At 60.9% G+C, this 25,147-nt stretch carries 19 protein-coding genes and 1 pseudogene; 14 read left to right on the forward strand and 6 right to left on the reverse strand.

Annotated features, from left to right (window positions below):
- Positions 1 to 693: 693 nt before the first annotated feature.
- Both K6U75_01985 and K6U75_01990 read right to left on the reverse strand, forming a co-directional pair.
- Positions 694 to 873: pseudogene (locus K6U75_01985) on the reverse strand (DUF1559 domain-containing protein).
- A gap of 340 nt (positions 874 to 1,213) precedes the next feature.
- Positions 1,214 to 5,545 carry an acyl-CoA dehydratase activase gene (locus tag K6U75_01990; GenBank protein ID MCL6473814.1) on the reverse strand — a complete coding sequence of 1,444 codons (4,332 nt, stop codon included), beginning with the start codon at positions 5,543 to 5,545 and terminating at the stop codon, positions 1,214 to 1,216.
- A 150-nt stretch (positions 5,546 to 5,695) separates the two neighbouring features.
- Here K6U75_01990 and K6U75_01995 point away from each other — a divergent pair, with 150 nt between their 5' ends.
- Positions 5,696 to 6,469, forward strand: coding sequence for an MBL fold metallo-hydrolase (locus K6U75_01995; protein MCL6473815.1), 774 nt, complete (start codon positions 5,696 to 5,698; stop codon positions 6,467 to 6,469).
- A 65-nt stretch (positions 6,470 to 6,534) separates the two neighbouring features.
- On the forward strand, positions 6,535 to 6,789 hold the full coding sequence (locus K6U75_02000; GenBank protein ID MCL6473816.1) for a hypothetical protein: 255 nt from the start codon (positions 6,535 to 6,537) through the stop codon (positions 6,787 to 6,789).
- A 1-nt stretch (position 6,790) separates the two neighbouring features.
- Here the strand turns inward: K6U75_02000 and K6U75_02005 are convergent, their stop codons facing one another.
- From K6U75_02005 to K6U75_02015, 3 genes are all read right to left on the reverse strand, one after another.
- Positions 6,791 to 7,507, reverse strand: a complete 717-nt coding sequence (locus tag K6U75_02005; protein MCL6473817.1) for a metal-dependent hydrolase — start codon at positions 7,505 to 7,507, stop codon at positions 6,791 to 6,793.
- A gap of 471 nt (positions 7,508 to 7,978) precedes the next feature.
- Positions 7,979 to 9,388, reverse strand: coding sequence for a chromosomal replication initiator protein DnaA (gene dnaA / locus K6U75_02010; GenBank protein MCL6473818.1), 1,410 nt, complete (start codon positions 9,386 to 9,388; stop codon positions 7,979 to 7,981).
- A gap of 76 nt (positions 9,389 to 9,464) precedes the next feature.
- The gene (locus K6U75_02015; GenBank protein MCL6473819.1) at positions 9,465 to 11,543 is read right to left on the reverse strand and encodes a hypothetical protein; all 2,079 of its coding nucleotides are present in this window, start codon (positions 11,541 to 11,543) and stop codon (positions 9,465 to 9,467) included.
- Positions 11,544 to 11,632: 89 nt separating this feature from the next.
- On the opposite strand from K6U75_02015, the gene K6U75_02020 reads away from it, so the two are divergent.
- The 7 genes from K6U75_02020 (at position 11,633) to K6U75_02050 (ending at position 16,093) form a co-directional block, all read left to right on the forward strand.
- The gene (locus tag K6U75_02020; GenBank protein ID MCL6473820.1) at positions 11,633 to 12,388 is read left to right on the forward strand and encodes a YwiC-like family protein; all 756 of its coding nucleotides are present in this window, start codon (positions 11,633 to 11,635) and stop codon (positions 12,386 to 12,388) included.
- A 57-nt stretch (positions 12,389 to 12,445) separates the two neighbouring features.
- Positions 12,446 to 12,766 (forward strand): thioredoxin, encoded by a 321-nt coding sequence (gene trxA / locus K6U75_02025; GenBank protein ID MCL6473821.1) that lies wholly within the window; start codon positions 12,446 to 12,448, stop codon positions 12,764 to 12,766.
- Positions 12,767 to 12,770: 4 nt separating this feature from the next.
- Positions 12,771 to 14,027 (forward strand): DUF1015 domain-containing protein, encoded by a 1,257-nt coding sequence (locus tag K6U75_02030; GenBank protein ID MCL6473822.1) that lies wholly within the window; start codon positions 12,771 to 12,773, stop codon positions 14,025 to 14,027.
- A gap of 310 nt (positions 14,028 to 14,337) precedes the next feature.
- Positions 14,338 to 14,496 carry a hypothetical protein gene (locus K6U75_02035; protein ID MCL6473823.1) on the forward strand — a complete coding sequence of 53 codons (159 nt, stop codon included), beginning with the start codon at positions 14,338 to 14,340 and terminating at the stop codon, positions 14,494 to 14,496.
- 33 nt (positions 14,497 to 14,529) lie between these two features.
- Positions 14,530 to 15,000, forward strand: coding sequence for a PEP-CTERM sorting domain-containing protein (locus K6U75_02040; GenBank protein ID MCL6473824.1), 471 nt, complete (start codon positions 14,530 to 14,532; stop codon positions 14,998 to 15,000).
- A 478-nt stretch (positions 15,001 to 15,478) separates the two neighbouring features.
- Positions 15,479 to 15,652 carry a hypothetical protein gene (locus K6U75_02045; GenBank protein MCL6473825.1) on the forward strand — a complete coding sequence of 58 codons (174 nt, stop codon included), beginning with the start codon at positions 15,479 to 15,481 and terminating at the stop codon, positions 15,650 to 15,652.
- Between the two features lie 195 nt (positions 15,653 to 15,847).
- Positions 15,848 to 16,093: a hypothetical protein gene (locus tag K6U75_02050; GenBank protein MCL6473826.1), complete on the forward strand. Its 246-nt coding sequence runs from the start codon at positions 15,848 to 15,850 to the stop codon at positions 16,091 to 16,093.
- A gap of 63 nt (positions 16,094 to 16,156) precedes the next feature.
- Here K6U75_02050 and srlD read toward each other — a convergent pair whose 3' ends face one another.
- The gene (gene srlD / locus K6U75_02055) at positions 16,157 to 16,945 is read right to left on the reverse strand and encodes a sorbitol-6-phosphate dehydrogenase (protein ID MCL6473827.1); all 789 of its coding nucleotides are present in this window, start codon (positions 16,943 to 16,945) and stop codon (positions 16,157 to 16,159) included.
- Positions 16,946 to 17,154: 209 nt separating this feature from the next.
- Between srlD and K6U75_02060 the strand changes: the two genes are divergently transcribed.
- From K6U75_02060 to K6U75_02080, 5 genes are all read left to right on the forward strand, one after another.
- Complete coding sequence (locus tag K6U75_02060; GenBank protein MCL6473828.1) at positions 17,155 to 18,312, forward strand: carboxypeptidase regulatory-like domain-containing protein; 1,158 nt, start codon at positions 17,155 to 17,157, stop codon at positions 18,310 to 18,312.
- Positions 18,313 to 18,432: 120 nt separating this feature from the next.
- The gene (locus K6U75_02065) at positions 18,433 to 18,912 is read left to right on the forward strand and encodes an Hpt domain-containing protein (protein ID MCL6473829.1); all 480 of its coding nucleotides are present in this window, start codon (positions 18,433 to 18,435) and stop codon (positions 18,910 to 18,912) included.
- Positions 18,913 to 19,070: 158 nt separating this feature from the next.
- Positions 19,071 to 19,979, forward strand: coding sequence for a lipoyl synthase (gene lipA / locus K6U75_02070; GenBank protein MCL6473830.1), 909 nt, complete (start codon positions 19,071 to 19,073; stop codon positions 19,977 to 19,979).
- A complete protein-coding gene (locus K6U75_02075) occupies positions 19,976 to 24,511 on the forward strand; it encodes a translocation/assembly module TamB domain-containing protein (GenBank protein ID MCL6473831.1) in 4,536 nt (1,511 codons plus the stop codon). The genes lipA and K6U75_02075 overlap by 4 nt, the downstream gene beginning before the upstream one ends.
- A gap of 59 nt (positions 24,512 to 24,570) precedes the next feature.
- Positions 24,571 to 25,137 carry a sigma-70 family RNA polymerase sigma factor gene (locus tag K6U75_02080; protein ID MCL6473832.1) on the forward strand — a complete coding sequence of 189 codons (567 nt, stop codon included), beginning with the start codon at positions 24,571 to 24,573 and terminating at the stop codon, positions 25,135 to 25,137.
- Positions 25,138 to 25,147 lie beyond the last annotated feature (10 nt).

Raw genomic sequence — 25,147 nt, forward strand, 5'->3', positions numbered from 1 at the left:
CTAATCTTCCTCTATGGTGAACCGGAACATCAAGTTGTTATACTCCCGTCCGTTCCATACCACCGTGCGGCTGGCGCCGAGGTAATCCAGACGCACTGCCTTGGCATGACCGTCACACCAAACCACGTTCGTTAACTTCATGTGCCTTCCCAGAATGGCTCCGTTGTTGCGGCGGTTAATCAACGCGGGGAACGGGAAGGTCTCATGCGGTGTGGTGGGCTGTGGGTCGTCCAGGCTGGCGCGATAGAAGTCGGCACTCTGTCCATAACCCTGCACTTCCGCGTAAAGCACCGTATCGGCGGGCACGACGATGGCTGCCATCGGTTGGTTGTTGGGCGGAGTGAACGGGTCGTTGCTCGCGTAATACATATTGTTGATGGCGTAGCTTCCGAACCGTCGCCCGATGTTCGTGGTACCAAAGGGGTCTCCGCAGTCCGCTTCACGGAACACCTGCGACCCGTCGGGCGAGTAGGGCTGGAAGACGTATCGGCGGTTCTCCATCAGGGTGTGGGGCTGACCAGTCCAAAGGGTGCCGCTGATGGGCGCGAACGGGTCACTCGGACAGTTGAAAATCTGCAGGTTCTTCACATAGGGCTGAAGCACATCCATCCACCGAGGGCTCGAGCAGTTCACGAAGTGCGGACCTTCCAACACGCGGGGCGGGTCCGCGTAGGCGTTTCGCGGAAGCACCTCGTCGTAGTCCTGCGCATACATCATCGACGCAGTGCCCAACTGCTTCAAGTTGCTCAAACAGCTGGCTTGTCGCGCCTTGTCGCGCGCCTGCGAGAAGACCGGGAAGAGAATGGCTGCGAGTATCGCGATAATCGCGATGACCACCAGCAGCTCGATGAGCGTGAAAGCGTGCCGTCTCATAACGACCTCCTTGCCGAAGTTTTCACGCTCATTGTACATGGCGGATGTTATCGGAAAGTTATAGACATGTTAAGAATCTGTTGAAATCTGCTATCGGGATGCTGAGCTGCTCTCAAAATGGGAGCGACGATAACTTCGCTGTCATGCTGCGCGTCTGCAGGGGACGTTTGAGATTCTTCGCGTTGCTCAGAATGACACTGATGACGACACCAATTTGTCATGCTGAGCGGAAGCGAAGCATCTCGTTGCTGCTCTCCAACGCTCCCTCAGATTCTTCGCGTTGCTCCGAATGACACTGATGACGACACCAATTTGTCATGCTGAGCGGAAGCGAAGCATCTCAGTGCCCCAAAAGAGATCCCTCGCTCCGATCGGAAGCACAGTGATGGCGACCCTGGAACGGGCGCGACTCGGCAGACACCAGCGCATAGTTCGCCTCCTGGTGACCGTCCCACCTCTGCTTGACCTGCCACATGAAGTGCGCCAGCTTCATGTCGCGGCTGGCGTCCACGAAGCCGTCGTAGTCCAGGTTCAGCATGGGGATGTTCCCGTAGCGACGGCGCAGCTCGCGCGTGAACGCTGCCACCACGTTGCCCGGCATACAGTTGAACGGGCGCACCGCCACGATGCCCGCCAGTCCCCGTCGCGCATAGTCCACCGCCTTGCCCAGCGAGCAGATGGCTTCCCCACCGAAGTCGGGATGCACAAACTCCGAGCCCAGCCGAATCACCTCGTCCGCGCTGATGTCGGGGTAATCTCCCAGTACTTCCTGCACCACCTCCGCCAGCGTGTGCTCCTCGCGCTTTGCCAGACGGTGGTTGACCCACGCCGCCAGGAAGTTCACCAGATGCTCGCGGCGAAGGGTATCCAGCCAGCGGTTGCGCTCATTGTGCATGCCGATGCAGTTGGCATAGGCGAAGAACTCGGTGGCAGGAGCCAGCCACGCCTCGCCGCCCAGCGCCTCGATGCGGCGTATCACGTTCTGGTTCGCGCCCTCATGGATGCGCACATAGAACTCGCCCACCACGCCGATAAGCGGTCGCCGCTCCTCGCGCTTGGGCAGTTGCTGAAACTCCTCTCGCGCCTGCGACAACAGCTCCTGCAGCGGCTGCAGATGCCTCGTGGTGAACAACGAGCGGATGGCGTGCCAGCCTTCCTGCACGCGCCGCTGGTGTTCGGGCAGCATCTCGCAGATGGCGTCCAGATGCTTCAGGTAGATCGCGTCTGCATCCGCAGGGTTCAGGCAATAGGGTCGCGTGCGGTGGAGCATCCGCTGCAGCAGGTCATGCGCCACCAGAGCGTCCCACACCACCATCGCGAACAGCGTGCCCAGGCCGTCCTCTTCGTCTCCCGTGCCCAGCGTCACCATGTCCACCGTGTGCAATCCCATCTTCTCCAGGATGCGCTTTTGCAGGATATGGTACATCCCGAAGCGGCAGGGTCCGTCGCTGCTGCCCATGAAGAACGCCTCGCGCTCGGGGTCGAAGTCGGGCTGATGCACGCGATACAGGATGTCCTCGGTGGTGATGAAGGCGGGCAGGCAGACGTCCTCCGTAATCGCCACTCGCGCCAGGCGCAGCGCGGGGTCGGGTGAGCGGGGGATAATCTCTGCGTCCACGCCACACGCGCGCAGCGCAGCAGCGATGACCTTCGCCCCCTCTGAAGCGTACGGCACCCATACCTTGCGCCCTCGCGCCCTCTGTGGGCTGATGGACGCGGTGCGAATCACGGGCGTCTCCACCACCTGTTTGCGCGAGCGCACCGTGTCCGCGAAAGCCTCCAGGCGCGTGATGATTCCCGCGTCGGCGGTGTGTTCGTCGATCTGCAGGATGCAACATGGCTCGTTCAATTCGTCCTTGAAAAAGGGGTTGGCGAACGAGTCGGGCCCACAGCCGAAGTAGGTTAGCACCACCGCCCGCAGGTTGGGGTTCTCGCGCACAAGGCGTGCTACCGCCAGCTTGCGCTGTATCTGGCGCGGGTTCACATCGCGCCACGAGTCGCAGATGTGCACTTCATTGATGGGCAGGAAGTCCTGCGGGATGGGCAGGATGCCCATATCGCGTATCTTCTTGCCGATGTTGGTGTTCACGCTCTCGTCGTACAGCACGTACTGCCTGCCCACCACCACGAACGCCGTTTCTTGAGGGGAAAGCGAGTCCAGAATCTCCAGCCCACGTTGCTTCTGCCACTCGCGGAACCGCTGCAGGACATCCAGCCCGACCTCCAGCGCACGCCGCGCCTCTTTCGCGCTTTTGCCCAGCTCCTTTGCCACCTGCGTGAACACCCGCTGCAAGTGCCGCTTGCCCCGCTGGAAGTGCAGGCGCGGCGCGAGATACTTCACGCCCTTCTCGCCGACCCTGCAGTAGGTCGCCAGCAGTTCAGGCAGAACCTGCAAGTAGGGGCAGGTGAGCGATTTGCGGATGTGCGGGTCGGGCTGTTCGGCAGAGATGACGCCGGGCACGAACAGGATGTCCACGCCTTTCGCCAGCAGGTTCAGTACGTGCCCGTGCGCCGCCTTCATGGGAAAGCAAAGCTCACTGTGCGCCGTCGCCAGCCCCTGATGCACGATGTAGCGGTTGGGTTTGTCGGATGGCACCACCTCGAAGCCCAGCTCGGTAAAGAAGGCTTTGTACAGCGGGAAGTACTCGTGGAACATGCCCACCCGCGGGATGCCGATACGGGGTGCGCCTTCGGGAGCCTTCTTATCGTAGACGCCAAACAGCATCTGCTCGCGCTCGGCGAACAGGTCGGGCAGCTGGCGCGTGGAGCGAGTACGGTTCTCTGCGCCGAACCGCTCGCAACGGTCGTTGTAAAAGAACTTGCGTCCGCCGGGTATCTGGAAGGTGATGACATCGCACTGGTTCGCGCAGGCGTGACACTCAAAGGAGCCAATCTGATAACGCCCCTCCGCCACCTGCTCGAATCCCCGGAAGTGCGACTCGGCAGGAGCCTCCAGCAGTGCCAGCCGCGCCACGCCAATCGCTCCCGTCAGGTGCGGGTAAGGCGGCACCAGTATCTTCTTGCCCAGCACGGTTTCGAACGCCGCCACCATGCCTTTGTTGAACGCCACCGCGCCTTGAAACGCCACTCTCTCGCCGATGGGTCTGCCCCCCACGTTCTTGCTGAGGTAGTTATGCACCGCTGCCAGACATACCGCCGCACACAGGTCTTCCACCGGCACGCCTACCTGCTGGAAGTAGACCATCGCGCTCTCGGTGAACACGGTGCAGGTCCAGTCCATATGCGGAGGGTTCGTCGCCTTCAGCGCGCGTTCACCGAACTCCTGAATGGGGATGCCCAGCTTCGCCGCCTGCTTCTCCAGAAACGCCCCGCATCCCGCTGCGCACGCCTTGTTCATCTCGTAGTCCACAATCACATCGCCGTCCAGGCGGATATACTTCGAATCCTGCCCGCCGATTTCAAGGATGGTATCGATGTCGGGCAGGAAGGCGCGGGTTCCGCTCGCCTGGGCGGTGATTTCGTTTCGTATCAGGTCTGCCCCGATGAAGTCGCCCGTGAGATACCGCCCTGAACCCGTAGTCGCTGCCACCACCTTGCTAATGCGATAGCCTTTTTCCTGAATCTGCCGGTGAATCTTCGAGATGGTGTCCCGCACGGCGGACAGCGGGTCGCCATCGGTACGACGGTAGTAGCTGGCAAGCACCACGATTTGTCCATCCCGCTCGGTGACCAGTGCGGCTTTGGTGGAGACCGAGCCGATGTCTACCCCCAGCGCGGCAACCGGTATCTCGCCGTGCAGACCATCTCGCGCCGCCGGCTGAAGGACTTCCGAGCGTTCGAAACGCAACGCGCCTGCACTGGCGTACGTCACCGGGCGCACTACTTGCTCCTCCAGCAGGCGGACGGCTTCGCGCAGGTTCACCCTCTGCGTAGCGCACAGCGCAGCACCCAACGCGCCCAGCTCACGCGCGTATTCGGGAACCAGCAGCCGCTCTACGCCCAGCTCCTGCTGCAGGAAGCGCACCATGGCGGGGTTCTGGGATACCCCTCCGACGAACGCCACTTCTGGCTGAATGTCTTTACTGCGGGCGATGCGGTTGCAGAAGTTGCGACATATCGCCTGATGGATGCCTGCGGCGATGCGCTCGCGTGGGGTGCCCTTCTGATACAGGTGAACGATGTCCGACTCGGTGAACACACTGCACCGCCCCGACAGGGAGGCGGGTTTCTCGGTGTGCAACGCCACCTGCGCAAACTCTTCGATGCCGGCGAAGTTCAGCCGCGCTGCCATATGCTCCAAAAACGCGCCTGCGCCCGCCGCACACCGGTCGCCCATATCGCAATCGGAAAGAATCAGCCTCCCCGACCTCTCATCCACCTCGAACAACAGCAGCTTCTGACACTCTCTGCCCATTTCGATCAACGTGCGCACCTGTGGCAGGAAGCGATTCACCGCTGTCGTGAGGGCTACCGGTTCGTCGACAGCCTCCGCACCAATGGCTTGCGCCACAGATACGCCGCCCGAACCCGTTAGCGCAAGAAGCACCTCTTCACCCGGAAGGGCTTGCAACAGCTCTTCGAACAGCTCTTTAGCGCGTGATAGAGGACGTGCCTGTACGCGGCGAATGGGCAACCGCTGCAGGGAACCATCCGGAAGGAAAACCACAGCCTTGACCGTATCAGAGCCGATGTCCAACCCCAGGCGAACCATCTGTTCACATCTCCCTTCGAGGTCACTCATCGGTGTGACTTTATTAACTATACTAAGTATATCACAAACCGGACAGACCTACAAGGTGGAAAACTGTCTGTGGGGAATGGTCGCACTTTGTGTCGCTTCTCAGGTAAGATATTGCTTGCTATGGAGAGAGGAAGGGTACTGGTGCTGGGTAGCGGCACGTCGCATGGCGTGCCGATGATTGGGTGCGACTGTGCGGTATGTCAATCTTCCAACCCGCGCAACCAGAGGGCGCGTCCGTGCATCCTGCTGGAGCTGCCGGAGGGCAACGTGCTGGTCGACACCCCTCCGGAGCTGCGCCTGCAATGCATTCGATTCGGGGTAGAGCGGATTGACGCTGTACTCTACACGCACGCCCATGCCGACCATCTGTTCGGGCTGGACGACATCCGCCGCTTCAATGAGCTGCAGGGACGCGCCATGCCCGTCTATGCCGAGCGGGAGGTGCTGGATACCATCCGTCGCGTGTTTGCCTACATCTTTCTGCCCACACCGGCGGCAGGAGGCAAACCGCAGCTGGAGCTGATGCCCATACACAGCGCATGGACTTTATGTGGTGCGCGCATCGAGCCGCTGCGTGTGTATCACGGACAGCAGCCCATTCTGGCGTTTCGCGTCGGCGGGTTCGCTTACGTTACAGACGTCTCCACCATCCCGCCCGAAACCGAAGCGCGCCTGCAGGGGCTGGAGTGGCTATTTCTGGACGCCGTGCGTTACGAGCCGCATCCTACCCACTTCTGTCTGGAAGAAGCGATAGCCGTGGTGCGGCGTTTGCGTCCGCAACGAGCGGCGTTTGTGCATCTTTCTCACGATTACGACCACGATGCGGTGAACGCCTCACTGCCACATGGGATGGAGCTCGCCTACGACGGCATGGTGGTCACGTTCTCATTGTAAGGCAGGCATTGCGGGCTGGCGCGGCGAAAAGGATTGCGGGAACATCTGTAGAGGGGGAAAGCAAAGTGGAGTTCTTCAGCACGGTGCATTTTATCAGCGGGCATCATTTAGATGTGATTATCGAGGCGGACAGTCTCGAAGCCGCCGTACGGTGGTGGCAGGAGCAGCTTTCACAGAACAGACCCGTACTGGCTTGGCGAGGCTTCTCACCCAAGCGACCGGTGGTCATCAACACCGAGAACGTCGCCTATGTGGACAGCATCGAGCGTGCCCGCCCCGAAGCCGAACTGCGCCATCCGACGCCCTTCGGCACGCTGTAGTTTATTCAACTGCGACGCCGGGCTGGAGTTCGATAATCTCCAGTCCCTCGATGTCGCGCGTTAGCGCACGCAACTCGTCCGGTGTGCCCGACAACGGCGGGAAGGTGCGGTAGTGCATGGGTATCACCTTTTTCACGCCCAGCAAGCGCACTGCTACCGCTGCCTCGCGCGGGTCCATGGTGAACAGCCCACCAATGGGCAGGAAAGCCAGCTCTGGCTGGTAAATCTGCCCGATGAGCTGCATGTCGCTGAACACCGCCGTGTCGCCCGCGTGATAAAAAGTGAAGCCGTCTTCGCACTTCACCACAAAGCCCGCCGGGTCGCCCAAATACACAATCTGCCCACTTTCGCCCACATGAGCACTGGAGTGCACGGCATGTACCATCGTCACCTGAATGCTGCCCACCTTGACCGTGCCGCCCTTGTTCATACCAATCGTGTTCTGCACGCCCTGTGCGCTCAGGTAGGTGGCGAGCTCGTAAATGGCGACCACCTGCGGCTGGAACTGTTTGGCTAGAGCAACGGCATCGCCGATATGGTCGCCATGTCCGTGTGTCAGGAGCAGCGCGTCCAGTTTGGGCAGCTGCCTCGCCGATTCGGGGCAAAGCGGGTTACCCAGCCAGGGGTCTATAGCAACGTGCGTGCCGCCGGGCGTTCGGATGAAGAAGCCCGAGTGTCCCAGCCATGTAACCTGCAATCCGGGATGAATCGTTGCCATCGGGTTCACCTCCTTGCTCAACTGAGATAGTTATCCTTTCGGGCGCAAGCCTCCTGCTGCCGGACAATGCAGGCAACTGAATCCTGTCTTCCACAATGTGAATGCATACTCTCCCCTTATATTAATAATGTACTTGTTGAAATTGTTGAAAACTTGGTATGCATTTCCCGCATTGCCAACACATTTTGTTGATTTTAACCTCCAATAAGTCGCTTGACAGGTATTGAATGTCACTCTATCATCGTTTTTAATCTATATGGTTTCAACTTAGATAGCAAATGTTTCAACAATGAAATGTTGAAAACTCTGTTGAAAACCTGTACACATTGTTGATACCATTGCAAGATAGCCTCCAAGTGAGCAAGTTTTGCACAAAGTTTTGAACAATGAAAACGGGTTTTCAACAATTTCAGAGGAGTTTTCAACAAAGTTTTGAACATTTCCAGCAAATGTTTCAACAATGACCAGTCTTTAAGCACCGAGTACCGTGTTCAAATCGTAGATGATGCTGGTCAGCTCTTTGTCCTTGTTCAGGCTGGTCTTCACGCGGTTATAGGCGTGGAGCACCGTAGAGTGATTTTTACCAAACATCTGTCCAATCTGCTGAAGCGGCAGCTGCGCCCTCTCCCGAAGCAGGTACATCGCTATCTGCCGCGCCATCAGCACCTCGCGGCTGCGCTGGTCGCCCAGGATGTCCTGCGTGGTCAGTCCGAACCGCTGGCACACCGCCTGCAGCACTGCCTGCTCGGTGGGCACGGTATGCACCTGCTTCTCGTCCACATAGTGGCGTGCCAGCACTTCGCTGGCGAGCTGCAGTGTGATGGGCTTGCCATGCACGGAGGCTCGGGCAGCGATGGAAATCAAAACCCCCTCCAGGGTGCGCACGTTGCCCTCCACCGCGTAGGCGATGTGGTAAATAACCTGGTCGGGAACCTGAATCCGCTCTATTTGTGCACGTTTTTGCAAAATAGCTACACGGGTTTCAAATTCGGGCGGCGCGATGTCCGCGATCAGCCCCGCCTCGAAGCGGGAGCGCAGCCGGTCGTCCATCGCGTGCAACTCGCGCGGGGGGCGGTCGCTGGCGAACACCACCTGCCTGCCCATCTGGTAGAGGGTGTTGAAGGTGTGGAAGAACTCCTCTTTAGTGTGTTCCTTGCCCGCGATGAACTGGATATCGTCCACCAGCCACACGTCCACGTTGCGGTACTTCTGGCGGAAGGCATCGATACGCTGTTCGCGCAGGGCAGTGATGTATTGTTGGGCAAAGGTCTCGCCGGAAAGGTAAGCCACGCGCAGGCGCGGATGCGTCTGCAGCACGTAGTGCCCGATGGCGTGCATCAGATGCGTCTTGCCCAGACCGGCTCCGCCGTAGATGAACAGGGGGTTGTAGCTCTGCCCCGGCGCGCGCGCCACCGACATCGCCCCCGCCTGGGCGAGCCGGTTCGAGTTGCCCACCACGAAGTTTTCAAAGGTGTATTTGGGGTTCAAGACCGGTTTCTCAATGGGAACAGGTTCCGGCTCCAGTGAGAGGGTAACCGGCTGCGTGCCAGGTGCCGCCTCCTCTACGGGCGCTTCGCCGAGCACCGGACGTTTGTCAGGGGGCAGGTGGACGATGAAGACCTCTATCGCCTTACCCAGATGCTGGGAGAGCACCTCGCGCACCAGGTTGCCGTAGCGTTTGGTCACCCACTCGCAGGCGAAGGGGCTGGGCGCGCCGAGCGTCACCCGTTCCCCGTCGAAGGAGACGGGCTTCATGCTTTTGAACCACGATTCGAAAGAGGGCTTGTTCACGCGGTTTGCCAGGGTGTGCATGGCACGGTCCCACGCACGGCGTAGCGCCAGCGTGTTTTCGTCCTCGCCCAGGTGCAGCTGGTCGTCCACCTCGTCGTCGCCCTCCTTTCCTCGTCCAAAGCCGAATTATAGCAGAATCGCCGTGCGGTGACAACGCGAAATTTGTTTATGCCTGCAGGATGTACACGCCGACACTGCCGATGCCGGGCATGGCGTGCAGGGGGTATATTGCCCCTGTTCCTCCGCCGATGAGGTCGGCCGCCATCTGTCGGTGCTCTCCCGCATCCACCAGCACCGCGCCGCTGCTGCCGTCGGTCAGTATAGCCAGCAGGATGTCGTGCGTGGCGGGGCAGACCAGCGCCACCCAATCCACCAGACCCCGCGCCTGCACGCGGATAGACCTCCACAAACCTGGCTCCGGCACGAAGATGCGGCTGCCGGTGCGACAGACAAGCAGGTCGGGGTCGCACTCCACCTCCGGCGCAAACGCAGGGATGGACAACAGCCAGTGCAGGTAGGTGCGGATGAACATCGCCAGCGCGTGCGTGTGGTCGGGATAGGCGAGCTTCGTCTCCGGAAAGCCTTCCAGCGGGTGCAGGTAGCCTGCCGCCGCGTGCAGGGCACGGGTGGCACTGGCGAACCAGCGAACATCCCGCTCCAGCGAGAAAGCCCATAGCGCGCCGCGTGCCGCTTCGATGCTGGCGTCCACGGATGCACCCGTGCTACCCTCTCCCGCCAGCACCTCGCCCGCTTCTCCGACGCCCTCCATCTGCGCCGTCAACTGCCACAGGCTCAGCCAGCGCATCAGTCTCAGCGCACCCTCCCTGCTGGACTCGTGCGGGTACGCCCGATACAGGCGCGCCAGCCCTTCTATCGCGCTGACCGCGGCGAAAACGTCGTCGCGCAGGTTCGGAAATCGCTCGGCGGGCAACACCGGCCCGGGAGACAGCGACTGGCAGACAGCGCGCAGCAGAAACTCGGCCAGGCGGTTGGCGGCGTGCATGTATGCTTCGGTTTCGGTAAGGCTGTAGGCGGCGCACATCACAGAGATAATCGCGCCCATGATGCCCCTGCCACTGCCTCCCTGCACGGTGCCGTCGGTCTGCACCAGCGCACCGTCGTAAGTGCCGGTTGCTCCCCGCTTCAGGAGCAGCCAGGAGACCCCGTTCAACGCCACGCGCGCGCACAGCTCGGAACCCGTATCGCGGTGCAGCTGCAACATCTGCTGAATGGCACGGGCGTTACGGTACAGACTGAACCGCCGCTGACCGCTGATGTCGGAGCCTCGCTTGCGTTCGTCGATGGTGTCCCAGCACGCCCCGCTGTTGCTGCTCTGGGCGTTCAGCACCTGAAAATCCATCGCGCTGTTCATGGCGAGGCGAGCCGTCCACACCGCCGTCTCGTCGCCGGAGAAGCGGTTCCAGTCCATCAGCGCCTTCGCCGCGGCAAGGGTGAACACGCTGAACCTGCGGTCGTTGGGCGAGACGCGCAGAACCACCTGGTCCTCCGCGAAGTGCCACCGTTGCTCGGGGTTCAGCAGGATGGCAACCGCGCTTTGCGCCGCCGCCCGCAGCTGCATCAGTGGCAGGGTACCAGCCTCCGCTGGAAGCAGGGCAGCCCTGTATTCCACGTGTTGACCGGGGTCCGTTTCCTTTTCCGTGTGCCCCTGATGGTGGATGTGCAGGCGCAGAGTCTGCCGGTGCAAAGGAGCGACAGGAAGCGTCCATACCAGCCGGTTATCCCCTTCCAGATGTAGCGAGGGAGGGCTTGCCGGTTCCAGAGTAATCACCGAGAGCGCGCCTCGCGCGCAGACCAGCAGTGCCGAGGGATAGGGGCACCGAAAGGTCTTTGTGTTCAGCGTTTGCGGAATAAAGTCGCACAAAAAACGCACCTCCGCCTCAATGGAGCCATAGCTCAAAAAGTGCATCTGCAGGTGCAGGTTGCCTCCTTCCTCCTCGCGGACAAGGATTTCCCAGCGCACCGGCACGCCATCTATCAGACGTTCGTCCCACAGCACGACCTCGCCCTCTGCACAACTGCAGTTTCGCACGAAAAGGGCGTGTCGCTCACGGGCGGTTTGAAGTTCCACGGGGGGCAAAGCGGCGTGAACGCCCAGCAACGGCTCTTCCGTTTTGCCCGCAATCAGGGCTAAGGTAAAGGTGCCGTCTTCGCGGTGGTAGAGCCGGTAGCGTCCTATCGTAATCGGCTGTGCGCTGTCTCTTTTTTCGGCGGTCTGCGCGTTCATCCCAATAACTCTATCGGAGAGGCTTCTGCTCTACCTGACCCGCAACGATACGAGAAATCAGGCGTTGCATTTATTCAGGATATTCGGGTATGATTATCCATGAGATGAGTACGCGACGAGTGGCTCTGCCTCACGAACACGGCGCATGGATGATGTGGCTCGCGCCGTTGATGGCGGGACTGGCAGGCACGCCATGGCACCCGTCCAAACCGCTGCTGGCAGGCGTGGTGCTGTTTGCCTATCTTGCCTCCTACTGCGTGCTGCAGGCTATACGCCACCCGCGCGAGGGGGCATACTGGCTGCGGTGGGCTTTCGGCTACGGGCTGGCAGCGACGGCGGTTGGCGCGCCCGTTTTGTGGATGCGTCCCCTGTTGCTGGCGGTGGGCGGGGTGGCGTTGCTGGGTTTTGGCGTGAATGCGTGGTTTGCGCACCACCGCAACGAGCGGAGTCTGGTTAACGACCTGGTGGCGATGGCTGGGCTGAATCTGGCGGCGGTGGCCGGGTATGTGGCGGGCACAGGACGATGGGATGCGGCGGCATGGGAACTCTGGGGGCTGAACCTGCTGTACTTCTTCGGAACCGCACTGCACGTCAAGTCGGTGATTCGCGAGCGCAACAATCGGCGGATGAAATGGGTGGCGGTGACCTACGCGGTGGGCATACCGGTTGCCCTGGCAGCTATCGGGCAAACCCTGCTGGCAGGGGCGTATGTGCCCGCCGCCTTACGCTCTCTGGCTATCCCGCAGAATCACCGTCTCAAGGCGATAGCGCTGGGGATGGTGGAAATCGTCTGCTCCCTGTGGTTTATGGTCTGGCTGATCGCGTGGATGCGGCTCACTGGTTGACAAAGAGCCTCCTTATCCCCCATAATGAGGAAGTGAGCTTTCACGCAGGAGGATGGAATGAGCGCAACGCATGTCACGACAGACCAGTTCGATGTGGAGGTACTGCAATCGAACGTGCCCGTTCTCGTGGATTTCTGGGCGGTGTGGTGCGGTCCGTGTCGGGCGATTGCACCGCATGTAGACGCCATCGCGCAGGAGTACGCTGGCAGGGCAAAAGTGGTGAAGGTGAACGTGGACGAGGAGCCGGAGATTGCCCTCCGCTACGGCATCCAGAGCATCCCTACCCTGCTGTTCTTTAAGGAAGGTAAGGTGCAGGATATGATTGTGGGCGTGGTGCCCAGGCAGACCATCGTGCAGAAGCTGGAGGCGCTGCTGTAACCGAATGGCGCGCATCGCCCCGTTCTGCGGCGTGCGCTATGGGTGTTCCGAACTGAAGCCGTGCGTCGCGCCGCCATATGACGTGATTGCCCCGCCGGAGCGGGAGCAGCTCCGGCAGTTCCCTTATAATATCACTCATCTGACCCTCCCCGACAGCTACGAGCAGGCAGCGCGGCTATGGCACGAGTGGCAAAACAAGGGCATCCTGCAGGCGGACCCCCTTCCGGCGATGTACCTGCTGGAACAGGTGTTCACCCATCCGGCTACCGGAGAGACCTGTCGACGCCTCGCGCTGGTGTGCCTGATGGCGCTGGAGGAATACGAGGCGGGCGTGGTGTTGCCCCACGAAAACACGCAGGCGCGAGCCAAGCAAGACCGCCTGCACCTTTTGCGTGCCACCCGGGCGAATCTGGAACCCATCTACGGTCTCGTGGAGGGCAACCTGTTCCCCGTGCTGGAGTCACTGGCTGGTTGCACCTCGACGGTAGCGGAGGTGGAGTACACGGACGGACTGCACCGCTTGCGCCGGATCGACGACGCCGTGGCGTTGCGAGAGGTGGCAGAGCGTGTCCTCCCAGCCCGGGTGTGGATTGCCGACGGGCATCACCGTTACGAGACGTGCCTGCAGTACCGTCGCGAGCGGCGCGCCGCCGAGGGCAACCCCCCGGAGCCTCAGCCTTACGACTGGCTGATGATTGCGCTGACGCCTCTGGAGGACCCCGGCGTGGTGATTTTGCCCACGCATCGGGTGATCCCGCAGGCTTCGGAACAGGTGCTGAGCCGCCTGCCGGAGTATCTGGCGCAGTGGTTTGACCTGCAACCCTGTCCTGCGCAGGAGGTGGTGCGTCTACTACAGTCTGGCAGACCGCGCCGCGGTTTCGCGATGGTGGTGGCGGAGGGACGGGCGTTTGTGGCATGGTTAAAAGAGGGCGTTGCCGGGGAGACTCTCGTTCCCGGTGAGCACAGCGCCACCTACCGGCAGCTGGACGTGACCCTGCTGCAGTCTCTGGTGCTGGAACCGTTTTTTGGCATCACCCCACGCCACCTGGAGCGTGCCGAAGGCATCCGCTACACCCGCGACGAGGCAGAAGCCATCCAGTGGGTGCTGCAGGGCGAGGCGGCGGTGGCTTTCCTGCTGAACCCGCCCCACGTTCAGGAGGTGCGCGAGGTGGCGCTGGCAGGCGAGAAGATGCCCCCCAAGTCCACCTACTTTTACCCCAAGTTGCTCAGCGGGCTGGTGATGCGGGCACTGTCGTTCTGAGCGCTGGCAAAGAATCTGCAAACACCTTCTGTAGCCAGCGGGGATGCTTCGTTATCCGTTCAGGGTGACGGGAAGAATATCTCGGCAGCCGCTGAGGCAAGCGCCGGGGCGGTTTATCAGACACTCTATCCGGCGCGTCCGGAAAAATATTCGAAAATTTTTCGCCGAATCCCCCAAAAACCGCGTGTACGGCACGTATTTTGCGTCTATAATTATTGAAGGCGCGGTGCGATTGACATCAGGAGCTTTGTGCAGCGGTGTTCAGCTTCGGCAGCGCGTGATACCCCATGACAAAAGGAGGCGCAATGTGATGTTTGCAAGACGCTTTGTCCTGCTGGGGGCGCTATGCCTCCTGACCGCGACATTCGTGTTCAGCGCACGGCCATCCCATGCAGCGGTAATCCAACCGGTGGAGTTCAACTTCATCCGCGTGATTAGCGGCACTCCACCCAGCGACCCCGCGCCGTAGGCGAATCTCAAAATCGAGCACGACAGTACAGACGTGGTGAAGCTCACTCTCAAACTGTTGTGGAATTCGCCCGATGGCAAAACCCCGTTCGCAGACTATCTGCTGCTGAACGTGGAGCCGTTCGTATCGGTAAGTCTGGTACCGTCGTCTGTGTCGGGTGGCGGCAGTATCACCGGTGTCACCAGTGGCTCGAACAATGTTACCGACGCAGGTAGCCGCTACGACGTCAAAATTGAGTTTGATACCGCTCCGCCGCCGGACCGACTCATCGGCGGGGAGTCTCTTGAGTGGAAGCTCACGGGAACTGGGCTGACGCCAGGGCACTTCAAAGCCCTCTCCCACCCTTTGGGTGACCCGACGAAACGAGACTATGCCCTGTTGCACGTGCAGGGAACTCCGGGAGGGCAGTCCGCCAAGCTGGGCGTCATCCCCGAGCCGGCGACGTTGATTCTGTTCGGCATGGGGCTGGCTGCGCCGCTGGCGGCACGCTGGCGCAAACGCTAGCGGGAACGTGACCCCGACAACGCAGTTGCCGCCGGAGAAGCCTCCGGCGGCTTTGGTTTTGGGGTAATTGAAACCTTTTGGCAAGTCCCGTCGTCTATATCAGGTGCTTCTTCAGGGCGAGGCATTTCAGAGATTCTTCGCTTCGCTCAGAATGACAATTTACAGGATGACAATTTATAGGCTCAGCGAGAGCCTGTAGGCTCACCATCACACCGATTCGGAGGGAGAAGCCTATCCAACAGTCGTGACGGACCTCGAATGACGCCCAACCGCGGCGCAAATGGCACACCGCAGGGGGGTCTTTTTGTGCCTCTGCGCGGTGGCACCTTGACAATCATCAAAGGAGGTCCGAAACGATGCCCTTCGAATTCGCAGCCAATATGTCCCTGCCCGGTCACTTCCGCCCCGAAACCGCCCGGTGCGTGGCCGATTACGGTCACGAGCTAGCGCAGTGGCTGGGCTTTGAGGTGGCTTCGACGTGGACGCCCACGCCGTCCGTGACGCGATGGAGCTGGTCTATGCGGTCGCTGAACTGGAAGAGTCGGAGCCCGGGCGTGCCAGTGCATCGAGGCTAGACGTCGTGGACGAGCGAATACGCCAGATTGCGGAGATTGCGGACAGATGCATCCTGCGGGCAACAGGGGCGCGGTAGGAGAGTCCGCTACTTCCCGAAGGTTACGAGGTATATCCCAACCGCCTCATCGGCTTTTATGCGACGTGCGGCAGGGGATGCGGTCCGGTCTACTTCGCCTTTGCCCGCTACCCTCGAGAGGCTGCGCTCATCGAGCCGTCGTATGCCCACACGTGGTCCGCTTTTGCAGACCCGAACGAGCACGGAGCGTATAGCGTGTCCGAGGCGCACTTCGTGCAGTGTCACCTGCGCCATGTGTGGCTGTTCCGGCTGGTGAAAAAACGCTTTCCGTTTCTGCGGCTGTGCGTGCAGGATGACGGTGAGTTCTGGCAGAACGAGGACGTAGACCTGTTGCTGAGCAAAGTGCAGGTGTATGCCGCCTTTCTGAACCTCGTGGCAGACAATTTGCGGGAAAACGGTTGCGAGGTCGTCGTTCCCGGCGAGGAAGCAACGCCGCAATAGTAACGGAGGGGAGGCGATCCGGAGGGTCGCGATGAAGCGCGACCCTCCGCAGCATCCTGTCTCTTACAGCTGCCCGCCAGTGACGCTGTATGCCTCGCCGGTGATGTAACTCGCCTCATCCGAGGCGAGGAACACCAGCAGGTTCGTCACGTCATCGTAAGTGCAGCCGCGTCCCAGAGGAACCTGGTCCTCGTACTTGCGCCGCACCTGCTCCACCGTCAACCCCCACTTGCGGGCGTACTGCTCATACAGGCTATCGCGCCACAGGGGAGAATCCAGGAGGTTGCCCGGGCAGATGGCGTTGACCCGCACGCCGTAAGGCGCAAGGTCCAGCGCAATGCTCTGCGTCAAGCCGATGCCCCCGAACTTGCTGGCCGCATACGCGCTATTGCGGAACGAACCCTTCTTGCCCGACTTGGAGTTGATCTGGATGATGACGCCGCTCTTCTGCTGCACCATCACCTTCGCCGCCTCGCGTGCGCACAGGAAGTAACCGTACAGGTTCACGTCCACCACCTTTTTCCACTGCTCGGCAGGAAACTCGGTGATGTCGTGCGCAATCAGGATGCCCGCGTTGGCGACCATGATGTCCAGCTTGCCGAACGCCTGCACATGGCGCTGCACCATCTCGGTCACATCGGCTTCGCTGGTCACGTCGCATTTCACCACCAGCGTTTTGCACCAGGGGAACTCGGACTCGATATGCTGTGCGACGCCCTGCGCTTTCTCCACCTGCAGGTCCGCCAGAGTCACGCCGGTGCATCCCTCGCGGGCGAGGCGAACGGCGATAGCCTCGCCCAGTCCCTGTGCGGCTCCGGTCACGACAGCGGTTTTACCTTCCAGACGCTTCATCGGTGTCTCTCCCTCCCTGCACGGGACAGGTTCACCGCGCGAAAGGCGCAATCCTGCCGGAAATGTAGCCGCACTCTGAGGGGTTTGCGCAGGTCGACAACCGTACTGTAAACGTGCAGGTCTCATTCGGTATTGCTTTTCTTGTGCGCCGGTGCTACAATATGAACGGTTATCTATTTCACAAAGCCTGCGAGAGGAGGAAGGAAGGTATGAGACTCGTCAAAGGGCTGGGAGTACCTCTGCTACTTGGGCTACTTTCAGCATCAGTCGCTGCGCAGACGTTCCCCATCACCGATTTCGAGGCGTTCCCCGCACCGTCCTCAAACGGTTCGGTGATGTTCCGCCAGCCCAGCTTCTCGGGTTCCACTGGCAGCTTTATTGACGGTTCAGTCAACACCACGCAAGTGGTGACCGACCGGGCGTACAGCGGCACCAAATCGCTGCGGGTGAACTGGCAGTTCGTCGCAGACCGACCAGCCGCGTGGTTGCGATTGACCACCTTCAACACCGCCAACCTGCCGAACCCTGCGCTCGATTTCGCGCACGCGCTCCGCTTCAAGATTTACGTGGCGAGCGGAACCCCGGACGTGTACGTCACGCTGGGTGTGCGCGAGACCAATACCACCGTGCCTATCGGTGGAAACGGTGGCATCAGTGGCGGCATCGAGTGGATTGGCGCCACGAGCTTAGACCCAGGCAATGTGCGCCCCATTGGCAAGCTGATTACCGCCAAAGACCGGTGGGTGGAGGTGGTATTTAACATTCCCGTGGAACCGGTGCTGCCCTTTGCGGGTGGCACAGCGAACGGTGTGCTGGACGTGCCTCGCGGTACTCTGGAGAACATCTCCTTCTCGCCGGTGGAGGCAGGTGCCCAAGGCCCTTATCTGATTTACCTCGATGATTTCGAGCAGGTGGCGGTGTGGCCGATTTCCGGTAACATCGAACTGCGCGACTTCGGCGGGGACGTGACCCAGGTGCCTGTCACGGTGGAGCTGCGCCAGAACGGCAACGTGGTGCGCACGGCAACGGTGAACCTCGACGCGAGCGGCAACTACTCCATCCCCGCCGTGCTACCGGGCACGTACGACCTCGCCTTCAAAGCCAGTCACTGGCTGAGGGTAGTGGTGCCGGGCGTTACCGTCGAGGATGCCGAGGTGACCGGAGTGGACGTCTCGCTGACCAACGGCGACGTCGACGGGGACAACGAGGTCACGCTGTTCGACTTCGGGGAGCTGGTGGCAGCGTTTGGCTCCATGCCAGGCGACGGCAACTGGAACCCCAATGCGGACCTCGACGGCGATGAGGAAGTCAGCCTCTTCGACTTTGGTGTGCTGGTCAAGAACTTCGGTCTGGTGGGTGAAGAGTAGCCCTCACCCCGTGCCCCTCTCCCACGCTGTGGGCGAGGGGTGATGGACTTCGAATACCCTTGCGGTACGGTGCCGCTTTGCCGATAATTCGAAAGATAGCCTAAACGGAGAAACAGCGCCATGAAGGAAGACGTGGAACGATGCCTCACGTCGGGTATGGACGACTACTTGAGTAAACCAGTCAAGTTGGAGGTTTTGCAAGGGATGCTTGAGAAATGGAAGGTTTCCGATTTGTCTGGAGAGGCGGCGGAGTTGCCGCCGATAGACCACGCCTTTCTCAACGAGATGACCGGCGGGGACGAGGAGTTTACGACAGAGCTCCTGCAGGAGTTCCTGCGCACTATTCCTCCTCTGCTCAGCCAGGTGGAACAGGCTTTGAACGCAGGTGATAGCGAAGCTCTGGCACGCGCCGCACATACCATTAAGGGCAGCGCAAGGTCGGTGGGTGCACGCGCCTTCGCCGAGATTGCCTTCGCCGTAGAGCAGGCGGGTAAGGAACAGCGCACGGGTGATGCCTCTGGCGCAGTGCGGTCTCTCTTTGCAGAGTGGCAGCGAGTCAAGGGCTATATCGAACAGCAGTTCCTCCAGCAAGCTGCTTAAAGAATAATTCCCTTGCCGCAGAGGACAAAGGGAACGTGCTGCCTCTCTCTGTCCCCTTCGCGTCCTCTGCGGTGAGAGTCCCCTGCTCCTCCTTTACACACCCTGCCCCAGAATGATATAATTCTACTGGCACACTTCCCGGAGCAAAGGAACACAACATGAATCGAAAACTACCCGAGTGGTTAACCATACGCGCCCCTCGCCCCGGGCAAATACAGGAAGTGAACAGTCTCGTCAAAGGGCTGCAGCTGCACACGGTGTGCGAAAGCGCGCGCTGTCCCAACCTCACCGAATGCTGGAGCAAGCGCACCGCTACCTTCATGATACTGGGCGATGTATGCACGCGCGCTTGCGGTTTCTGCGCTATAAAAACGGGGCGCGGCGAGATGGTTGACCCGCTGGAGCCCCGGCGCGTCGCGCTCGCGGCAAAACATCTGGGATTGAAGCACGTGGTCATCACCTCCGTGGCGCGCGACGACCTGCAGGACGGCGGTGCGGAACAGTTCGCCGCCACCATCCGCGCGGTGCGCCAGGAGATACCAGGTGCCATCGTCGAGGTGCTGACGCCAGACTTCAAGGGCATCCGCTGGTGCATCAAAACGGTTGCCGACGCCGAACCGGACATCTACAACCACAACGTGGAGACGGTAGAGCGTCTGCAGCACGTGGTGCGTCCGCAGGCGAAGTACTGGCGCTCCATAGACCTGCTGTACTACGTCAAGCGCACGAAGCCCGGAATCTACACCAAGTCGGGGCTGATGGTAGGTCTTGGTGAGACGAGAGAGGAAGTGATACAGACCATGCGCGACCTGCGCGACGCCGGGGTGGATTGCCTGACCATCGGTCAATATCTGCGCCCCACGATGAAGCACCTGCCGGTGGTGGAGTACGTGCATCCCAGCGTATTCGCCGAGTACCGGCGCATCGGCGAGGAGATGGGCTTTCTGTTCGTTGCCTCCGCGCCTTTCGTGCGCAGTTCATACAATGCCGAGGCGTTCTCCCGCAAGGTGATGGCAGAGCGTCTGGCGCAGATAGATGCTGCGCAGGGGAGTGTGGAAGTGCGTTGACCTGCCCTCGTTCCTGCCGCTATATCGCCTGGCTGGTGGTGGTCGCGCCGCTGGTATGGATATGTTCTGTTTGTGCCTTTTACCTCTGGCAGGCGGCGCCGGGCTTCCAGCAACAGGCGATAGAGGCGGGCATCAACTGGGCGCAGGAGCAGTGGCGGATACCCATTCTGGTCGGGGAAATCGTAACCGACCTTCCTCGGGTCAGGGTCATCGCGCGGAATGTCTTTCTGGGTGACCCTTTTTCTCCGCAGAAACCTCTGGTCGCGGCGCGCGAGGTATCCGTTAGCCAGCTGTTCTCGCGTCAGCCCCAGATTGAGGTCACCCATCCCATCGCACGTGTGGTGCGCCTGCCCGATGGGCGCTGGAACTTCTCTCCTCTCATACCCAGGCGCCGCCGTCCTCCTGCGGATGTTTTCTGGAGGGTGCGCATCACCGATGCCACGCTCTATTTTGAGGACCGCAAAGCGCGCCCCCTGGTGCAGGCTGCCTTGCGGCAGGTGAACGGGCAGATACGCTCCGATGTCGGTGTCACCGCTTTTCACTTCACACACGGCGAGGCAATCCCCAGCTTTCAGGCGCGAGTGGATGGCTGGGTGGTAGACAGGCAGTTGCGCCTGCGCGTGGACGCCTCCGATGTGCCCGTGTCGTCGCTGATGCGTTATGTGCGCCTGCCCGCAGTCGAACCGGGTGACGCCCGCGTGACAGGTAGGGTGTGGGTGTATACCGATGCGCAGAAGCGCATCCACTACAGCGCCACCACTACGGTGAAGGCAACACAGGCACGGTGGCGGCTGCCGCAGGGCACTCTTTCCCTTGCCAATATCCACGGCTCGGGCGATGTCCGCACGGGTGTAGCCACATGGCGTGCCAGCGCGAGCGCAGGCACGGGTCAGGTGCTTGCCTCCGGAACGATACAGTGGCAGCCTGAGCCCACCATGCACCTGTCCATCGATGCCCGCCAGATACCGCCGCGCGAGCTGCAACCCTGGTTGCGCCGTTATGCGCCGCAGGTGGTACTGAAGGCGCCGGTAAACGCCAGCCTGACCGTACAGGGAACGCCGTCACAACCGCACATCCAGGGCAGTGTGCGCACCGAAAGAGCCAGCGTTCAGAAGATAAATGTGCAAAAATGGAGCGCAAAAGTTATGCTGAATCCAAAATACGTGCTGCTGCCGGAGGTCGCTTTGCGCGCTGCGGGAGGCGACGTTCGGGGACAGGCGTTTTTGTGGAAACAGAACGGGTGGAACTTTGCCGCGCGATGGCGGGCGGATGGCATCAACCTCTCCCGTCTGCATCCGTTTCTGCCGGAGGACGTGCGAGGTGTGGTACGTGGCGAGGGGCTGGCTCACGGCAGCGTGCAGAAGCCGCGCATCGTGGCGAACCTGTGGGGCGAACGACTGGCAGGCAAACTCTGGCGGTGTGAGCAGGTGCAGGCAAGACTGCGCTGGATGCCCGGAACGTTACACATCGACGGCGCGGTGCTGGAAGACTGGACGGGGTCGGCGTATGTGTCGGGACAGGTAGACCTCGTTGGAAAAAGGCTGGCTCTGCGTGTGCGTGCCGATGAACTGCTGCTGGCGCCGTGGGTAGAACGTCTCGCCCCCAGGCTGGAACACGAAGGCGATGTTCCCTCCGCATGGGTTTATGCACGGGGCGAACTGGGGGGCACGTTCCGCGAGCCGACTTTTCGGGGTGTCGTCGAAGCCACGGAGCTGCAGTGGCGTCGCTGGGACGTGGACTATCTTGTCGCGCGAGTGGAGGCGTCTCCACAGCGAGTGCGCGTGGAGGGTGGCATCCTGCGCCGCCCACCGATGGAAGTGAGCTGGCAGGCAGAACTGCAACAGCCGCTGGATACCGAAAAAGCGCGGATAATCGTAGACGGTGTGGCGAACAACGTGGATGCCGAGCAGGTGCTGCAGGCTTTGCGTGAACCAGCGGAGAGCGAAAGCCTTCCGCCCGTTCAGGCTATCGGCAGGGTGTTCTTTCACGTCGCAGGCAGCCTGCGCTCCCCCTACGCCGACATCACATGGAGTGCGCCTGCCGTGCAGGTTCAGCACTGGAGCCTGACCGACTTCAAAGGCTCCCTTCGCTACGAAGACGGTGTGCTGAAGGTGGATACTGTCTCAGCCCGGCTGGGTGACGGCGTTTTGAAAGGCGAGGGAGAGCGGGATAGCGAAGGCAGGCTATCGTTCCGCGTGGAGGGAGACCGTCTGCCTCTGGCTCAGGTGCGTCCGCTGTTGCCCGAAGATGCGCCTCAAGATATTGGCGGACAGGTATCGATGCGAGGTGTCCTCTCCGGCACAGAGCGCGAGCCTCAGTTTCGTGCCGAACTGTTGACCACAGACGCCACATGGGATGCGCTGAGGTTGAACAGCGGCAACGCTGAGGTGGAGTGGAGCAAGGAGGGGCTGAGCGTCCGCAATGTGAACCTCGTCAGCCCGGAGGCGGAGGTCACGCTCCGTTATCTTCGCTTTGCCCAATCCCCGCGCGCGGTAGACGCCGAGGGAACACTGTCTATCTCCTCGCTGGAGCAGCTGAGCCAGCGGGCGTTGGATAGCGTGTGGCTGCACCAGAAAGCATCTCGTGTGGGCGAGGTGCTGCGGGAGCTGGGGCGCATCACCGGCACAGCCAAGGTGCCCTTCCGTTTGTGGGGAGAGGGCGAAAGCCTGAACGCGGAAGCCTCGGTACGGATGGCGGATATCGAGATAGATGGGCGTGCGCTGGGCACGCTGCAGGCAAACCTGCGCCGTGAAGCCGACGGCTCGTGGTACCTGCAAAACGGTGTGCTGGCAAACGGCGAGCACCGCGTGACCGCATCGGGCATCTACCGTTCCGACGGCAGCCTGAATCTCAGCGCAGAGGCTTACAATGTAGACCTTGCCTGGTTCCAGCGTTGGATACCGCAGGCGACCGAGATACGGGGTAAGCTGGAGATGGCAGCTCTCGAGGCAGCTGGCAGGAGCGACTCCCCCAACCTGGTGCTGACGCTCGCCCTCAGGGAGCCCCAGTTTGGGGCGGTGCGCGCCCAGCGTGTGTTAACAGGTAAAGTTCAGCTTTCTGAAGGAAAGATAGACATATCGGAAGTCGTGCTGGCACAGCCCGATGGACAGCTGCGCATCTGGGGTAGCCTGCCCTTCCACTGGAAACCCATGGAAATACCCGACAATGAACCGGTAGACCTCCACGTGGAGGCAGCTCCTCAGCCGTTGAGCGCGTTGCTGGCTTACTTCCCCTCGGTGAAGGTGACCCAAGCAACAGGGCAGTGGTCGCTCAGGGCGAATCTGGCTGGCACGAGAGCCGCGCCAAGGCTCTCCGGTGAGATGCAGTTGAGTGCGGATTCGTTGCGCGCGGGAACACTGGCAACAGGATTGCGAGACGTACGTGCGCTGGTTCAACTGGAGAACGAGACGGTTCGGGTAGCGGATTTGACGGCTGTGGGCGATAGCCCACGCGGCGGGCGTATCGTCGGTTCCGGTGCGATAAGATTCGGCGCGCAGGGGGGCGAGTCCATTGACGCCCGCGTGCGTTTCGAGAGGTTCTGGCTGGAGGAACGCAACCTGTCCGGGCAGTACGGGGAGCAGATACGCACTTTTCTGGACGGCGACCTGAGAGTAACAGGCAGTGCGGAAAGCCCGCAAGTAGAAGGCATGATGACTGCCAGTGGGGGAGTGTTCACCCTGCCAGCCAGCTTTCCCGAGCAGAAAGCGGAAACACGTCCTTTGCCCGTGAATCCCCGCTTCAACAACGTGGTGCTGCGCGTCGGCGAGGCGATGTGGTTAAACAGTCCCCGACTGTCCGCGCAGGCGTCCGGCGACATTGTACTGGGTGGCACGCTACAGCAGCCGGTGGTTCATGGGCAACTGGGTCTGGAGCGCGGATATGCCTACTTCCCCACTGCCCGCTTCCGCCTGGAGCGCGGCGGCAGTATTGTGCTGGATTATCCCGTTCCGGGCGATAACCCGTTTCGGGTAGGCGTGGACGTGCAGGCAAAGACCAGCCTCAGTATGGCTTCGCCGGCGGGAGGGATGCGTCGCTACGAGATAACGGTGCTCGTGAGCGGGGCAATTACCTCGCCGGAAGGACCGCGAACCGAGTTTCGTTCCGACCCGCCGGAGCTGTCTACCCAGCAGATTGCGCGTGCGCTGGGCGTGGGTACCCTCGAAGAGCTGCTGACCGGGCGCAATGTGGAGCAGGTGTTGCAGCGCGAGGTCGTGAACCTCTTCACCTCCGCTTACGTCCCGCAGATATTCTCGCCGCTGGAGCGCGGCATCGAGGAGGCCCTTCAACTTCGCGAGTTCCGTATCGAGTACGACAGGTATCAGCCGGTGACCGTGACTTTAGTGAAACGCTTGTGGGATGGTTTCAGTCTGAGTTACTGGCGAACGGTTTCCACGCAGCAAGACCGTTATCTCGTGAAGATATTATACGAATTGCCGGAATGGACACGGTTATCGCGCCGTCTTCTGCTGAGCTTTTCGGTAGATGAGAAGCAGCAGAGGCTGTGGGGGGTAGAAGGAAGTTTCCGCTTCTAAAGTGAAAGACTACAGCAACGAGGGCGGCGCAATGTGAGAGGCATTTCCGCGAGAGAGCCATGACATTGGATGATCACAAAGATGAGCGCCGTCGCCGCTTCACAGAGGTTGTGGATGCGTATTATGCTCGTATCTATAATCTGTTCTGTCATATGGTGACAGATACGCATCTTGCGGCGGATTTAACGCAGGATACGTTCGTGAAAGCGTACGAGGCGTTCGGGCGATTTCGCGGTGAGGCGAGTGTTTACACGTGGCTGTACCGGATCGCCATTAATGAGTACCGCTCGTACCTGCGAAGGCTCCGACGCGAGCAGGAGTTTGTAAGCCGCTCGCTGGATGAACCGGTGGAGGCGGATGGTGAAAGCCTGTTCACGCAGTTGCCAGACCCGTCGCCATCGGCTTTACAGATGCTGGAAAAAGAGGAACTCATCCAGCGGGTTCAGCAGGCGGTGCATTCGCTGCCGCCACGTTACCGTGCGTTCGCTGTGTTGCGCGACCTGGAGGGGATGAGTTACGAGCAGATTGCGGAGGTGACCGGCTTACCGCTGGACACCGTGAAAACACGCATCTCGCGTGCAAGAGCGCTTTTGCGCAGGAAACTGGAGCCTTACTACAGAGGATAGGGCTTTGCCG

It is taken from the genome of Bacillota bacterium (assembly GCA_023511455.1).
Classification (GTDB): domain Bacteria; phylum Armatimonadota; class HRBIN16; order HRBIN16; family HRBIN16; genus HRBIN16.

Coding starts and splice junctions, on each gene's coding strand:
- K6U75_01990 (MCL6473814.1), bottom strand. CDS start 5,545: ATGGTTCGCCTGGGGTTGGACATCGGCTCTGATACGGTCAAGGCTGTG.
- K6U75_02030 (MCL6473822.1), top strand. CDS start 12,771: ATGGCGCGCATCGCCCCGTTCTGCGGCGTGCGCTATGGGTGTTCCGAA.
- K6U75_02020 (MCL6473820.1), top strand. CDS start 11,633: ATGATTATCCATGAGATGAGTACGCGACGAGTGGCTCTGCCTCACGAA.
- K6U75_02065 (MCL6473829.1), top strand. CDS start 18,433: ATGAAGGAAGACGTGGAACGATGCCTCACGTCGGGTATGGACGACTAC.
- K6U75_02035 (MCL6473823.1), top strand. CDS start 14,338: ATGTTTGCAAGACGCTTTGTCCTGCTGGGGGCGCTATGCCTCCTGACC.
- K6U75_01995 (MCL6473815.1), top strand. CDS start 5,696: ATGGAGAGAGGAAGGGTACTGGTGCTGGGTAGCGGCACGTCGCATGGC.
- trxA (MCL6473821.1), top strand. CDS start 12,446: ATGAGCGCAACGCATGTCACGACAGACCAGTTCGATGTGGAGGTACTG.
- K6U75_02080 (MCL6473832.1), top strand. CDS start 24,571: ATGACATTGGATGATCACAAAGATGAGCGCCGTCGCCGCTTCACAGAG.
- K6U75_02005 (MCL6473817.1), bottom strand. CDS start 7,507: ATGGCAACGATTCATCCCGGATTGCAGGTTACATGGCTGGGACACTCG.
- srlD (MCL6473827.1), bottom strand. CDS start 16,945: ATGAAGCGTCTGGAAGGTAAAACCGCTGTCGTGACCGGAGCCGCACAG.
- K6U75_02015 (MCL6473819.1), bottom strand. CDS start 11,543: ATGAACGCGCAGACCGCCGAAAAAAGAGACAGCGCACAGCCGATTACG.
- lipA (MCL6473830.1), top strand. CDS start 19,071: ATGAATCGAAAACTACCCGAGTGGTTAACCATACGCGCCCCTCGCCCC.
- K6U75_02060 (MCL6473828.1), top strand. CDS start 17,155: ATGAGACTCGTCAAAGGGCTGGGAGTACCTCTGCTACTTGGGCTACTT.